This is a genomic window from Hamadaea sp. (assembly GCF_013362815.1).
Classification (GTDB): domain Bacteria; phylum Actinomycetota; class Actinomycetes; order Mycobacteriales; family Micromonosporaceae; genus Hamadaea.
Window position 1 is genome coordinate 40,798 of the sequence record NZ_JABFVK010000070.1, and the last position, 13,276, is coordinate 54,073.

General features: G+C 71.1%; 12 protein-coding genes. 5 read left to right on the top strand and 7 right to left on the bottom strand.

The window, feature by feature from the left end; all coding sequences use genetic code 11:
* Nucleotides 1-14 precede the first annotated feature (14 nt).
* On the bottom strand, nucleotides 15-1,799 hold the full coding sequence (locus tag HOV77_RS28305; RefSeq protein WP_290867087.1) for a DEDD exonuclease domain-containing protein: 1,785 nt from the start codon (nucleotides 1,797-1,799) through the stop codon (nucleotides 15-17).
* Nucleotides 1,800-1,873: 74 nt separating this feature from the next.
* On the opposite strand from HOV77_RS28305, the gene HOV77_RS28310 reads away from it, so the two are divergent.
* Nucleotides 1,874-3,256, top strand: a complete 1,383-nt coding sequence (locus HOV77_RS28310) for an NYN domain-containing protein (protein WP_290867090.1) — start codon at nucleotides 1,874-1,876, stop codon at nucleotides 3,254-3,256.
* Here the strand turns inward: HOV77_RS28310 and HOV77_RS28315 are convergent, their stop codons facing one another.
* Together HOV77_RS28315 and HOV77_RS28320 are read right to left on the bottom strand one after the other, a co-directional pair.
* Complete coding sequence (locus HOV77_RS28315) at nucleotides 3,257-3,496, bottom strand: hypothetical protein (RefSeq protein WP_290867093.1); 240 nt, start codon at nucleotides 3,494-3,496, stop codon at nucleotides 3,257-3,259.
* A 274-nt stretch (nucleotides 3,497-3,770) separates the two neighbouring features.
* On the bottom strand, nucleotides 3,771-4,496 hold the full coding sequence (locus HOV77_RS28320) for an SDR family oxidoreductase (RefSeq protein WP_290867096.1): 726 nt from the start codon (nucleotides 4,494-4,496) through the stop codon (nucleotides 3,771-3,773).
* 117 nt (nucleotides 4,497-4,613) lie between these two features.
* On the opposite strand from HOV77_RS28320, the gene HOV77_RS28325 reads away from it, so the two are divergent.
* The 4 genes from HOV77_RS28325 (at nucleotide 4,614) to HOV77_RS28340 (ending at nucleotide 8,457) form a co-directional block, all read left to right on the top strand.
* Nucleotides 4,614-5,855 (top strand): M48 family metallopeptidase, encoded by a 1,242-nt coding sequence (locus HOV77_RS28325; protein ID WP_290867099.1) that lies wholly within the window; start codon nucleotides 4,614-4,616, stop codon nucleotides 5,853-5,855.
* A 71-nt stretch (nucleotides 5,856-5,926) separates the two neighbouring features.
* Nucleotides 5,927-7,042: a glycosyltransferase family 4 protein gene (locus tag HOV77_RS28330; protein WP_290867102.1), complete on the top strand. Its 1,116-nt coding sequence runs from the start codon at nucleotides 5,927-5,929 to the stop codon at nucleotides 7,040-7,042.
* Between the two features lie 12 nt (nucleotides 7,043-7,054).
* Nucleotides 7,055-7,777 (top strand): ABC transporter ATP-binding protein, encoded by a 723-nt coding sequence (locus HOV77_RS28335; protein ID WP_290867105.1) that lies wholly within the window; start codon nucleotides 7,055-7,057, stop codon nucleotides 7,775-7,777.
* On the top strand, nucleotides 7,774-8,457 hold the full coding sequence (locus HOV77_RS28340; RefSeq protein WP_290867107.1) for a hypothetical protein: 684 nt from the start codon (nucleotides 7,774-7,776) through the stop codon (nucleotides 8,455-8,457). Before HOV77_RS28335 ends, HOV77_RS28340 begins: the two co-directional genes overlap by 4 nt.
* 18 nt (nucleotides 8,458-8,475) lie before the next feature.
* Here HOV77_RS28340 and HOV77_RS28345 read toward each other — a convergent pair whose 3' ends face one another.
* The 4 genes from HOV77_RS28345 to HOV77_RS28360 all read right to left on the bottom strand — a co-directional run bounded on the left by HOV77_RS28345 (nucleotide 8,476) and on the right by HOV77_RS28360 (nucleotide 13,260).
* Nucleotides 8,476-9,003 carry a diadenosine tetraphosphate hydrolase gene (locus HOV77_RS28345; RefSeq protein WP_290867110.1) on the bottom strand — a complete coding sequence of 176 codons (528 nt, stop codon included), beginning with the start codon at nucleotides 9,001-9,003 and terminating at the stop codon, nucleotides 8,476-8,478.
* An 18-nt stretch (nucleotides 9,004-9,021) separates the two neighbouring features.
* The gene (locus tag HOV77_RS28350) at nucleotides 9,022-9,690 is read right to left on the bottom strand and encodes a response regulator transcription factor (protein WP_253761516.1); all 669 of its coding nucleotides are present in this window, start codon (nucleotides 9,688-9,690) and stop codon (nucleotides 9,022-9,024) included.
* 44 nt (nucleotides 9,691-9,734) lie between these two features.
* Nucleotides 9,735-11,369, bottom strand: coding sequence for a GAF domain-containing sensor histidine kinase (locus HOV77_RS28355; RefSeq protein ID WP_290867114.1), 1,635 nt, complete (start codon nucleotides 11,367-11,369; stop codon nucleotides 9,735-9,737).
* Between the two features lie 85 nt (nucleotides 11,370-11,454).
* On the bottom strand, nucleotides 11,455-13,260 hold the full coding sequence (locus HOV77_RS28360) for an AMP-dependent synthetase/ligase (protein WP_290867117.1): 1,806 nt from the start codon (nucleotides 13,258-13,260) through the stop codon (nucleotides 11,455-11,457).
* Nucleotides 13,261-13,276 lie beyond the last annotated feature (16 nt).

Sequence of the window (13,276 nt, forward strand, 5' to 3'; positions counted from 1 at the left end):
TTTCGGTCAATACCTCATGGGCTTTCGTTCACGATCCGTGTCATGGAAGCGGCGTCGAGCCTCGCTAACAGGGGTTTCAGTCGCGCTGCGCCACCAATTGGTGACGCCCAGTCGGCGGAGACCTCGACGAGCCGAGTCTCCGGTCGCTCCAGCCAATCGAGGATCCGTTCGGTCTCCTCGGCCGTCGCGCACGGGATCGGGCCCTCGGCCGCGGGGCGTACGGTCTCGGCGGTCAACCGGGCGGTCTCCAAGCTGATCCGCGGATGGGTCCCGACCGGAGCAGTGATCGCCCCGGCGAGCCGTCCGTGCCGGACGATCGCGATCTCCCAGCCGCCCTTGGCGTCTCGCCGGGCTCCGACCAGCTCGCCGATCCGGGTCACCGCCGAAAGCCGCTGCATGCGGATGACCGCTCGCAGGAACGCGGCCAGCCGTCCCCGCAACGCCGCCGCCTCCTCGAACCGCTGAGCGTCGGCCAGCACCTTCAACCGCGTCATCAGCCGGTCGACCACCGGACTCGGATCGCCGGCCACCGAAGTGGCGAACGGATCGGCCGCGACCTTGCCGTAGTCGTCCGGGTCGATGCGCAGTTCACAGGGCGCCGGGCAGCGGCCGAGTTCGGCCAGCGCACAGGTGGCCGACGGCTTGCGGGCCGACAGCTTCGTGGTGCACTGCCGCAGCGGCAGCGCCTCGTGGCAGGCGTCCACCGCGGCCTGCGCCGCCTGCCGTCCGGCGAACGGGCCCAGGCTCGCCCCGCCGCCGCCCGGTTCGCGTACGACGGACAACCGGGGGAACGGCTCGTCGGTCAACCGCACCCACCACGCCCGGTCCGGGAACTTCGACCGCCGGTTGTAGGGCGGCGCGTGCGCGGCGATGAGGCGCAGTTCGCGTACCTGGGCTTCGAGCGCGTGCGCGCAGACGACCGCGTCCACTCGCTGCGCGATGTGGATCATCTCCGACATCCGGGCGCGCTTCTCGGCGGCGGTGAAATACGTGCGTACGCGGGTGGCGATGTCGCCGGAGGTGCCGACGTAGAGCGGCCGGTCGTCGGCGGCCCGGAATATGTAGACGCCGGGGGCATGGGGCAGTCCGTCGGCCAGTCCGCGTTTGGCCCGTTGCGTCGGGGTGACCGCCTTCGTGAACTCGATGGCGTCGCCGAGGGTGCGTACTTCGAAGCTGCCCAGCCGGCCGATCAAGGCGTGCAGGACGTCCACCGTGGCCAGTGCGTCGTCGAACGCCCGGTGGTTGGGCTGATGCTCGGTCCGCAGGTACGCCGCCAGCGTCCCCAGCTTGCGGTTGGGCACCTCGTCGCGGATCAGGACCCGGCGGGCGAGCGCGGCGGTGTCGAGCACCCGCGGATTCGGCCAGGTGTATCCGTGCCGCGTGCAGGCCGCCTTGAGGAAGCCGACGTCATAGGGGGCGTTGTGCGCGACGACCACCGACTCCCGCAGGAACTCCAGCAACCCGGGCAGCACCGCCTCGATCTTCGGCGCCGGGGTGACCATCGCCGTCGTGATGCCGGTCAGCACGGTGATGAACGGTGGAATGGGATGACCCGGATTGACCAATGTGGCGAACCGCCCGAGCTCCTCGCCACCGCGGACCTTCACCGCGCCGACCTCGGTGATCCCGTCGCCGTCGTGCGGGCTCCCGCCGGTCGTCTCCAGGTCGAGGACGACGAAGGTGGTGTGTACGAGGTCCTGCGCGAACGGATCATCGAGGATAAGGTCGACGGTGAGCTGCTCGGGGATCGCGCGGTTCGACCGACCCGACAGGTCGGCACGGGGGAGTCCGGACGGCACGCAGCGCACCATAAGGGGCGGGTGTGACAGAAGATGCCTCGTCGTGCGGCCCGCCGAGGTGGGAGACTGGAGAGATGTCGGATCCGGAGCTGACCAGCCACCCTGCGGGCGGCCGCTCCGGCGTGCCCGACGAAATCGGCGATGACCTGGACTTTCAGCCGGAGCCGATTCTCCCGGAGCCGGTGCGTCAGCGGGTGATCACCCTCACGGCCGCGGTGCTCGCGGGCATACCGCAGGACGAGTTGTCCGTGCCGCTCCGCAAGGTCGCCAAGTTCGCCCCCAACCGTCGCGCCCGGATGGGCGGCCCGGTCATCGCGGCTCACCTCACCGCCGACCCGATCTTCCGCCAGCGGGTCAGCCAGCGCGTGGTCACCGAGGCCGGCGACCTGGGCGCCGCCGTGGTCGAGGGAGTCTCGCCGGCCGCGGCCGACCCGGTCGAGGTCGCCGCGTTGGCTTATCTCGCGCGTCCGGCCGGCTGGCGCGACCTGCTCGAGGCCGCTGAGCATGCGGTACGCCTAGAGGCCGAGAGCGCAGCCGTCGGGGAGCTGCTGCAGGCCGCCGAGTCGCGGGCCCAGCGGGCCGAACACGATCGAGCGGTCGCCCGCGTCGAGGTGGAGAAGCTGCGCGACGAGCTCGCCAAGGCCCACCAGGAGCTCAGCGCCGTACGCGAGGAGTTCCGCGGCAACGCGAAGGCGCTCCGGGAAGCGCAGGCAGCGTTGAAGAAGGCGACCGATTCGCTCGCGGCCGAACGGGGGCGGCTGGCCAAGAACACCGCCGACCACGACGCCGAACTGCGTCGGTTGCGCGCCAAACTGGCCGAGGCCGAGGCGTCGACGTCCACTGCCCGGCAGGACGCCCGGCAGCAGCGCGCCGTCGACGAAGCCCGTCTGTGGCTGCTGTTGGAGACGATCGGGCAGGCCGCCGTCGGGCTGCGCCGCGAACTGGCCCTCGATCCGGCGACCATCCTGCCGGCCGACGCGACGGCGGAGCAGTACGCCGACCGCCCGGCCGACGCGGGCCCGTCCGCCCGCGCCCAGAGCCAGGACGACCCCGGCCGCCTCGATCAGCTGCTCGCCTTGCCGAAGGTGCACCTGATCGTCGACGGGTACAACGTGACCAAACGCGGTTACCCCGACATGTCGCTGGAGCAGCAGCGTACGCGGCTGATCACGGCGTTGGGCGCGCTCGCGGCGCAGACGCGCGCCGAAGTGACCGTGGTGTTCGACGGTGCGGAGAAGGTGCACGGGCTTCCGCCGAATCCGCGTGGGCTGCGTGTGCTGTTCTCGCGTAAGGGAGAGACCGCCGACGAGCTCGTCCGGCGACTGGTCCGGGCCGAGCCGGCCGGCCGCCCCCTCGTGGTCGTGTCGTCCGACCGCGAGGTCGCCGACGGCGTACGCCGCCACGGTGCGTACCCCATGGCGGCGGATTCGCTGCTACGCCGGGTCGCGCGCGGCTGACTACCGGCCGCCGCGTGGCTGGTTGCCCCGCTTGAGGCGCATCGTGTTGGCCTGCCCGACCGACATCTTCGTACGCATGGACTTCTCCCGGGCGGCCATCGCCGCCTGACGGGACTCCTCCCGCGCCTGCTCCCCGGCGTATCCGTGGTCGTCGGCGGGGTCACGGAGGTCGAGATCGAAGGACATTTCGTCCGTCTTATGGTGGTTCTTCGAATTCCCGGCCTTCTTGGTATTGCTCACGGCTTGCCTCCTTCGTTCCCCCTACGCTAGGACGAACTCCGGAGCGGCGCAGCGCTTCCGCCCAGCCCGGACCGCTACCGCGTCGGACCTCAGCGCGCGGGCTGCGCATCGGGGGCTTGCGGTGCCAGCTGCGCGTCGGGGCTGGCGCGTTATCCGGGGTAACGCGGCTTTGATCGCGCGTTTAACCGCGTTGTCCCGGGATATCGCGAGCGCGCCCGCGCGAGCCCGTACCCGCGCGAGCCCGCACACAAGCATGCGCCTGACCTGGAAGGGGTCAGCGCCCCAGAACCGACCCGCCGTTGACCCCGATGATCTGCCCGGTGACATATCCGCCGGACGCACCGGCGAGCCAGCCGACAGCGGCAGCGATGTCGTCCGGTACGCCGGCCCGCCCGACCAGCGTCTGCGCCACCCGATGAGCGTGTCCTTCGGGGGTCATCCGGGTGCCGAAGAACTCGGTCTCGGCGATGTACCCGGGGGAGATGACGTTGGCGGTGATCCCGTCCGGGCCGAGCCGCGCGGCGAGGTCGAAAACCCAGCCGTGCAGGGCCGCCTTCGCTGCCGAGTAGGGTCCGGCGCCTCCCCGTTGGGCTGCGATCGAGCTGAGCAGGATGACCCGGCCACCCGGCCGGCGCAGTGACGCCTCCAGGGCTGAGGTCAGCAGCACCGCCGTCAGCACGTTCACGTCGTACGCACGCCGCCACATCTCGGCCTCGTCGGCGAGCGAATCCCCGTTCGGCGTGACGAATCCGCCCGCGTTGTTGACCAGGACGTCCACCGGTCGATCGGCTACTGCCTCGGCCACCCGCGTGACCTGGGCGGCATCGGCGAGGTCGGCGACCACAGTGGTCACTCCGTCGATCTCGGCCGCCACCTTGGCCAGCGGTTCGGCCCTCCGCCCGGCGATGATCACCTCGTATCCGTCCTGGGCGAGCGTCCGGGTGATCGCCGCTCCGATGCCCGTTCCGCCGCCACTCACCACAGCCAGCTTCGCACTCATGATCGCGACCCTATCGCGCACCGCCGACCGCCCGTTGATCATGAAGTAGTGGGCTCCGACACGCCGTCCAACCGGACCCTGGGTTCATGATCAACGGGGCGTGAAAGGCTGGCGCGCATGACCGTGAGGGGTTGGGCGTGGGTCACGCTCGCCGTGCTGGTGGCGGGGCTCGTCGTGACCGCCGCGCTGCTGATCCCGTGGCACCGGCCGCCGGCGCCCCGTTCGGACCAGCTCGCGGCCCTCGCCGAGCTGCCGGCCGACAAAGTGGCCCGGGCCAGGAGTTACCGCGCCGAACTGCGGCTCATCGCGTACCCGAGCATGATCTTGGGGATTGTCGCGGCCTTGACGCTGGGTCTGACGCCGCTGGGCGCGAAGCTCGTCAACGTCGTGCCGGGACCGTGGTGGGTCAAGGCGGTCGGCGGCGGCCTGCTCGTGCTGTTCGCCGCGGACCTGGTCACGCTGCCGCTCGCGGCCGTGGGCCATCGGATCTCCGTGCGCTACGGGCTTTCGACGCAGGGCTGGGGCGCGTGGTCCATCGATGTCCTCAAGGGGTACGCGATAACGGCGATCCTGGGAGCGATAGTCCTGTTCCTGTTCTACGGCTTGACCAGGCTTGCCCCGAATTGGTGGTGGGCGTGGGCGGCCGCCGGCGCTGCCTGCCTGGTCGTGCTGCTGTCGTTCATCTTCCCCGTGCTGGTCGAGCCGGTGTTCAACAAGTTCACGCCGATGGCCGATGGCGCCCTGCGTACGCGGATCGTCGAGCTCGCCGCTTCTGACGGGGTTCCCGTCAAGGACGTGCTCGTGGCTGACGCGTCCCGGCGGACTCGGGCGGTCAACGCGTACGTCTCCGGATTGGGGCCGACCCGGCGAGTGGTCGTCTACGACACCCTGCTGCGGGAAGCGCCCGACGACGAGATCGTCAGCGTCGTGGCGCACGAACTCGGCCACGCCAAACGCAACGACGTGCTCACCGGTACGCTGATCGGCGCGCTCGGGTCGGCAGCGCTCGTGGTCGCGTTGTTCCTCATCGGAGGCTGGACGGGACTGCTGCACCGGGCGGGAGTGGAGTCGCTGGCCGATCCCCATTCGATCGGTCTCCTGCTGGCGCTGAGCACCGTGGCGGGCCTGTTCGGCGGGCCGATCCAGGCGTACGTCTCCCGTTCGGTCGAGGCGAGAGCCGACGAGCACGCCCTGGTGCTGACCGGCGATCCGGGCACGTTCGAGCAGATGCAGAAGCGGCTCGCCCTGGTGAACCTCGGCGACCCCGATCCGCCCGCCTGGGAGCAGACGCTGTTCGGCAGCCATCCCTCTACTGTGGAGCGGATCGCGGCCGCACGGGCCTACGCCCGCTCCCACTAGCGCCGAACGGCGAGCGCCGAACGGCGAGCGCCGAGCGCCGAGCGCGAAACCCCGCCGGTACGCTGGCGTAGGTGAAGACACTGCTGGTCACCAACGACTTCCCGCCACGACCGGGCGGCATCCAGCAGTTCGTCCACAACCTGGCGCTGCGCCTGCCGCCGGACGAGGTCGTCGTGTACGCCTCATCCTGGCGAGGCCAGGAGAAGTTCGACGCCGAGCAACCGTTCGAGGTGGTACGCGAGGACACCGGAATGCTGCTGCCGACCCGGTCGGTTGCCAAGCGCGCTCAGGAACTCGCCCGCGCAAACGGCTGTGACCGGGTGCTGTTCGGCGCGACCGCCCCGTTGGGCCTGCTGGCGCAGGGTCTCCGGGAGAGCGCCGGGGTGGAGCGGATCGTCGGGCTGACCCACGGCCACGAGGCGGGCTGGGCGGCGCTGCCGGGCGCACGTACTGCGTTGAAGCGGATCGCCCGGGGCTCCGACGTCATCACCTACCTCGGCGAGTACTTCCGGCAGCGGCTGGAACCCGCGATCGGTTCGCTCACCTCGTTGCGCCGGCTCGCGCCGGGGGTCGACGTCGACGCGTACCGCCCGGACGTGGACGGCACCGAGGTTCGCAAGCGGTATGACCTGCGGGATCGTCCGGTGATCGTGTGCGTCTCCCGGCTGGTTCCGCGCAAGGGCCAGGACAGTCTCATCCGGGCGTTGCCGCACGTCCTGAAGAAGGTGCCCGACGCCGCGCTGCTGATCGTCAGCGGTGGGCCGCATCGGGCCGCGCTGGAACGGCTGGCCCGTGAGCACGGAGTCGAGCGCGAGGTGACCTTCACCGGCGGCGTCGAATGGGCGGAGTTGCCGGCCCACTTCGCGGCCGGGGACGTGTTCGCGATGCCATGCCGTACGCGGTGGGGCGGTCTCGACGTCGAAGGGCTCGGCATCGTCTACCTGGAGGCCTCCGCGACCGGGTTGCCCGTGATCGCCGGTGACTCCGGGGGAGCACCCGACGCGGTGCTCGAAGGCGAGACGGGGTACGTCGTCGGCAACCTCACCACCCTGGTCGACCGCCTGGTCGAGCTGCTGAGCGACCGCACGCTGGCCCGCCGGATGGGCGAGGCCGGGCGGTCCTGGGTGGAACGTGAATGGAACTGGGAGCTCCAGGCGCAGAGGCTGCGCGAAACACTGCGCGCCTGACAGAATTCCGGGATGCTCCTCGAGGACGTCTGGCTGCGGTATCACCGCGGCGGCCCGTGGGTGCTCCAAGGTGTCCAGCTGGAGACCCGTCCCGGCGAGATCGTGATCGTCCAAGGCCGCAACGGCGCGGGCAAGTCCACCCTGCTCCAGATCGCCGCCGGACTGCTGCGGCCGGGCAAGGGCCGGGTCCGCGGGCGGCCGCCGATCGTGGGCTGGGTGCCCGAGCGTTTCCCCGCCGACCAGCCGTTCTCCGCGTACGACTATCTGATCGCGATGGGCGAGATCCGCGGCCTGCGCGCGTCGGCGGCGGCCCAGGCGGCCACCGGCTGGATCGAGCGCCTCGGCCTCGAGCAGTTCCGCGACGTGCGCCTCGGCGAGCTGTCCAAGGGCACCGCGCAGAAGGTCGGGCTCGCGCAGGCCCTGCTCGTGCCGCCCCGCCTGCTGATTCTCGACGAGCCGTGGGAGGGTCTCGACGCCGCGGCCCGCGCGCTGGTCCCGGCCATCGTCAGCGAGGCTGCGGCGAACGGCGCGACGGTGCTGGTCAGCGACCATCGCGGCGAGACCGCGCGGCTCCCGGGCGCGACCCGGTGGACGGTCGCCGACGGCACGGTCACGGCCGTCGCGGCCGATCCCGAGGAACAATGCGTCGTCGAGGTGGTCATGCCCGCCGGTGAGGTCACGGCATTCATCGCAAAGCTTCAATCTCAAGGGGTACGCGCGCAGGTGCGGTCATGATTCCGTTGGCGAGGATGCGGCTGATCGCGTACGTGAAGTCCGGACGCGTACTGGCGCCGGGGATCGTGGTGCTCCTGGCGTTGCTGCTGTTCCACGGCGGCGGCAAGGCCGAGGCGGCGGAGGCGTACGCCGTCTGCGCGCTCATCCTCTTCCCGGCGTACGCCTGGCAGACCCGGGTGATCCTCGACGGCGACCCGGATGTGCAGCGGCGGCTGGCGCTGGTCGCCGTCGGTTCGGCTCGCCGGGAACAGGTGGCCGGCCTGCTCGCGGCGCTCGCCGCCGGACTCGTCGTGACCGGGGTTTCCCTGGTCCTGCCGTGGCTGACAGGCGCGGTGAAGGCACAGTTCGACCCGTTGGCTCAGCAGCTTGCCATCGGCGTATGGGCACATCTGCTCGCCTTGGCGGCCGGAGTGGCGCTCGGCGCGCTGAGCAGCCGGGCGGTGACCGAGTCGGCCGGCAAGGGCGTCGGCGTGCTCGCCGTCGGCAGTGTGCTCGCCATCGTCCTGGGACTGCCGCAGACTCCGCTCGTCTGGCTGATTCCGCCCATGACGACGATCGCGAAGACGGTGAGCCGGGACTCCCTGACGCTCACCAGCACGCTCGGCTACACCGTGCAGGCAGCCGTCTGGGTCGCGCTGGCGTTGACGGTCTACGCCCGGCTCCGGCGGAACCGGGCGTAGACCGATCAGCTCAGCTGCTCAGCGTGCTTTGAGCAGGCGGTGGATCTCGGCGGTGATCGCCGTGCGCAGCTCGTCCAGCTCCTCCGCGTCGGGGGAGCTGAGCGGATCGTGCTGCTCGGCGAACCGGTCCTCGTACGCGTACCGCCAGACCGGGCCCTTGCGGAACTCGGCCGGCTCCCAGGCGTACCGCGCGTGCACGTGCGCGTGCAGGTGGTGCAGGGAGTTGCCGAGGATCTCGTAGTTCAGCCGCCGGAACGCCGGGTCCCGGCCACCGCACACGGCGAAGACGGCGTCACCGAGCAGCGCCATGTCCGCCAGGAACTCCGTCCGCTGGTCGCCGGACAGGTCCGTGAGGTGGTCGGCGTCGTCCACGTCGGAGAGCAGTACGCAGTACCCCGGTAGTTGCTGGGTGTCGCCGAACACGACGTAGCCGCTGGGGACCTTCGCCATGACCATCGGGTTCTCGCCACGGCGAGCCGAGCCGACGCGGTCAGAACGCCAGTCGACAGCCAGCTCGTCGGCGGGCGTGGAGGAGTGCCGTCCCATGTATGAGGCTGCCTCTTCCTAGAACTTGGGCGCGTCGGGGGCCTCGAGCAGACCCAGGCGCAGAGCGGTCATCAGGGCCTGTGCGCGGTTGGCCGCGCCCAGCTTCTCGTAGAGCTTCGAGATGTGGGTCTTCGCCGTCGACTCGCTCACGAAGAGCTGCTTGGCGATCCCGTTGACGCTCATGCCGTCGGCGAGCAGCCGCAGCACCTGGCCCTCGCGGGGGCTCAGCTGCGGGCCGGCCGGGGCCAGCCGGCGCTTCATCGCCTCGGCCAGGTCGGCCGCGGTGAACGCGCTCGGCGCCGAGGCGGCGTGCCGGGCGGCGGCCACGACCTCGTCGGCCGGCGCAGTCTTCGGGACGAACGCGGAGGCGCCCGCCTCCAGCGCGCCGAACAGCTGGTCGTCGCCGGCATACATGGTGAGGACGACGATGCCCATGGTGGAGCTGGCCTTGCGCAGGGCGCGGGTCGCTTCCAGGCCGCTGCCGTCGGGCAGCCGCAGGTCCATGATCACCACGTCGGGCTGGAGGGCACCGGCCTGACGGACGGCCTCAGCCGCCGTCCCCGCCTCGCCGACGACCTCGAACTGGCGGTCGCGCTCGAAGGCATGCCGCAAACCTTTACGGATGAGGTCGTGATCGTCGACGAGTAGTACCTTGGTACGGCCCGCCGGTACGGTGCTGGTGGACATGCTCGGTGCTCTCCCCTTCAGGGCCGCCGGTCGTGACGGCTGGCTCACACGCTATCGCGCCGACCGGCCGGACCCAACACCACCGCGACCGTTGTGCCATGGGGGTGACGGGGCCGGATCTCCAGCCTGCCACGGATACGTTCCGCTCTCTCTGCCATGATCGCAAGACCGTACCGTCCGTCAACCCGCTGGTCAGCGATTCCCTGTCCGTCGTCCGACACTTCAATATGGGCGTTCGGGGGGTCCACGGAGCAGGTGACCCACAGATTACTGGCCCCGGCGTGCTTCCGGGCGTTGGTGATGGCCTCCTGCGCGATGCGCAGCAACTCCGCCTCGATGGCCGAGGGGAGCCGGCCGGGCGAGTCGTCCAGAGACAGGTGTACGCGCAGCCCCGCCGACGCGCCGACGATCCGCGCGAACTCGGCGATCGCGGCCGTCAGGTTGCCGTGCCGGTCGACCTGGCTGCGTAGCTCGAACAGGCTCAGCCGCAGCTCGGTGACGACCCGGGTGATCTCCTCACGGAGTGAGCGGAGCTCGTCGGCGGTCTCGGTGGCCTCCTCCGGGAGGCCGGCCAGCGCGTTGTCGACGCCGTAACCGATGATCACCAGTTCCTGGGCCACCCCGTCGTGGATCTCGCGGGCCAGCCGCTGCCGCTCCTCGTTGGTGGCCAGGGAGCGTACCTCGTCGAACAGGAGCGCCGCTTCGAGGCGGAGGGCCGCCTGCTCGGCCGCGTGCCGGATGCGGCTGATCGCCGGGGAGGCGAAGCCGCCGGCGTCGTCGCGTTCCAGGACGAGCACGCCCACTGTGCGTACGCCCGCGACCAGGGGGATCAGGAGTGCCGTGACGTCGGCGTCCCGGGGCGCGTCGCGTACCTGCGACCGGGTCGCCACGTGCGGGAGCTGGCTGGCCCACGCCTCGGCGATCCCGGTGTCGGTGTCGAGCATCGTCTCCCAGTCGTGCTGCTCGCTGCCGTCGTGCGCGAGCCCGGCCTGGGCCAGCACCATCAGGCGGCCGCCGCCGCTGGCGGTCAGCACGGCCGACCGGTCGGACTTCGTGACCGTACGCGCCTCGTCCAGCAGGTGCTCGGCGATGCCACCCGGGTCGAGGGTCGCCCCGGGCAGCTGCCGGGCGACCGTGCGGAGCTGGGTCAGCAGCCGGGTCGCCTCCACATAGGGCTGCGGCTCCCGCCGGGCGAGGACCGCCCGTTGGAGCGCGCCCGTGGTGACCGTGCCGAGCGCGACCAGCACCAGCCACTGGGCGCAGACGATGACGTAGCCGGACGAGGCCAGCAGCGGCCGCCCGTCCAGGTCGGTCACCAGACCGGCGACGACGAGCGTGCCCGCGGTCACCGCCAGCAGGGTGGCCGCCTCGACCGGGCGGTTGTTCAGAGTCGCCGCCGTCAACGGGACAGCCAGGTAGGGCAGAAGCGCCCCGGCGCCGAAGCCGCCGGTGACCGTCCCCGCCTCCACGGCCGCCATGGCGACGGCGGTCGCACCGACGGCGACGATGACGACTTCGGCGAACCGGCCGAAGGTTCCCACGATCGGCCAGCGCGAACTGGCGGGCACCGCAGCGGCCGCTCCGACCAGCAGGCCGACCCAGACGAGCTGTTTGGGATCCCGGGTGGCCAGCAGGATCAGCACCGCGACCAGGACCAGCAGCGCCACTCGCATCGTCATCGCGAGAAACGCCGCCCGCCCACCGGCCGTCCGGCCGCCGGGCTGTTGCGTCGCGCCGAGAGCCGTGGACTCGGAGCGACTCCGCTCAGCGGAGGTAAATGGCGTCGATCTCGTCGGCGTACTCCTTCATCACGACCGCGCGCTTGACCTTCATGGACGGGGTCAGCTCGCCGGTGGCCTCGGTGAAGTCACGGGGCAGGATGCGGAAGACGCGGATCGCCTCGGCCTTGGAGACCGCCTTGTTCGCCTCGTCCACAGCAGACTGTATCGCGGCCCGGACCGCCGGGTCGTCCCGCAGCTCGGCGAGGCCCGTCCCCGCCCGGCCCTGGGTGGCGAGCCAGTCGGGCAACGCCTCCTCGTCCAGCGTCACCAGCGCCGCGATGAAGGGACGCTGATCGCCGACGACCATGCATTGGCTGATCAGCGGATGCGCGCGTACGCGGTCCTCCAGCACGGCCGGGGCGACGTTCTTGCCGCCGGCCGTCACCAGGATCTCCTTCTTCCGCCCGGTGATCCGCAGGAAGCCGTCGTCGTCGAGCTCGCCGAGGTCGCCGGTGTGGAACCACCCGTCGGAGATCGCCTCGGTGGTGGCGACCGGGTTGTTGAAGTACTCGCGGAAGATGATGTCGCCCTTGGCCAGGATCTCGCCGTCGTCGGCGATCCGGACCGCCACCCCGGGCAGCGGGCGGCCGACGGTGCCGACCTTCTGCGCGCCCTCCCGGTTGAAGGTGATCGCGGGCGAGGTCTCGGTGAGCCCGTAGCCCTCCAGCACCAGCAGGCCGATGCCCCGGTAGAAGTGGCCCAGCCGCTCGCCGAGCGGTGCACCGCCCGAGATCGCGGCGGTGCACCGGCCACCGAGGGCGGCCCGGAGCTTGCCGTAGACGAGGCGGTCGAAGAGGGCGTGCTTCAACCGCAGTCCCACCCCGGGACCACCGGTCTCCAACGCCTGCGAGTACGCGATCGCGGTGGCCTCGGCGGCGTCGAAGATCTTGCCCTTGCCGTCGCCGTGCGCCTTCTGCCGGGCGCTGTTGTAGACCTTCTCGAAGACCCGGGGAACGGCCAGCACGAACGTCGGGCGGACCCGGGCGAGGTCGGCGACGAGGTTCTTCACGTCGGGGGCGAACGCGGTCTGCACCCGGGCGGCGACCGCGCCGATCTGCAGCAACCGGGCGAAGGCGTGGGCCAGCGGCAGGAACAGCAGGGTCGTCGATCCTTCGTGGAACAGGATGTCCAGCTCGGGAACGGCGTTGCCGATGTCGGCGAGCATGTTCCGGTGGCTCAGCACACAGCCCTTCGGCCGGCCGGTGGTGCCACTCGTGTAGATGATCGTCGCGGTGTCGTCGGCGCGTACGCCCGCCCGCCGTTGCGCGACCGCATCCGGGTCGACGTCGGCTCCCCGCGCGATGACGGTGGTGAGGTCGCCTGCGTCGATCTGCCACACGGACTGCACTCCTGGCGGCTCGACCGAGAGCCTCCCCGGCTTGGCCAGCAGCGGCGCGGCTTCCCGCACCGTGGCGGTGTGCGCGGCGGACTCGGTCACGCAGGCCACCGCGCCGGAGTCGGCGAGGATCCAGCGGACCTGCTCGGCGCTGGAGGTCTCGTAGATCGGCACGGTCACCGCGCCCACGGACCAGATCGCGTAGTCGGTGAGCGTCCACTCGTAGCGGGTCCGGCTCATGAGGCCCACCCGGTCGCCCGGGCCGACCCCGGCCGCGATCAGGCCCCGGGCCAGCGCCACGACCTCGGTCCGGAACTCGGCGCAGGTCACCTGACGGTCGTCCAGAAGGAACTGCACGGCGTCCGGATGTCGGTCGGCGTTGACCCAGACGGGATCGGTGAGACTGTCACCGTCGCCGATGGTCACGACCGCCGGTACCGCCATCTCCCGCACGGCGTCCTCCTCGCTT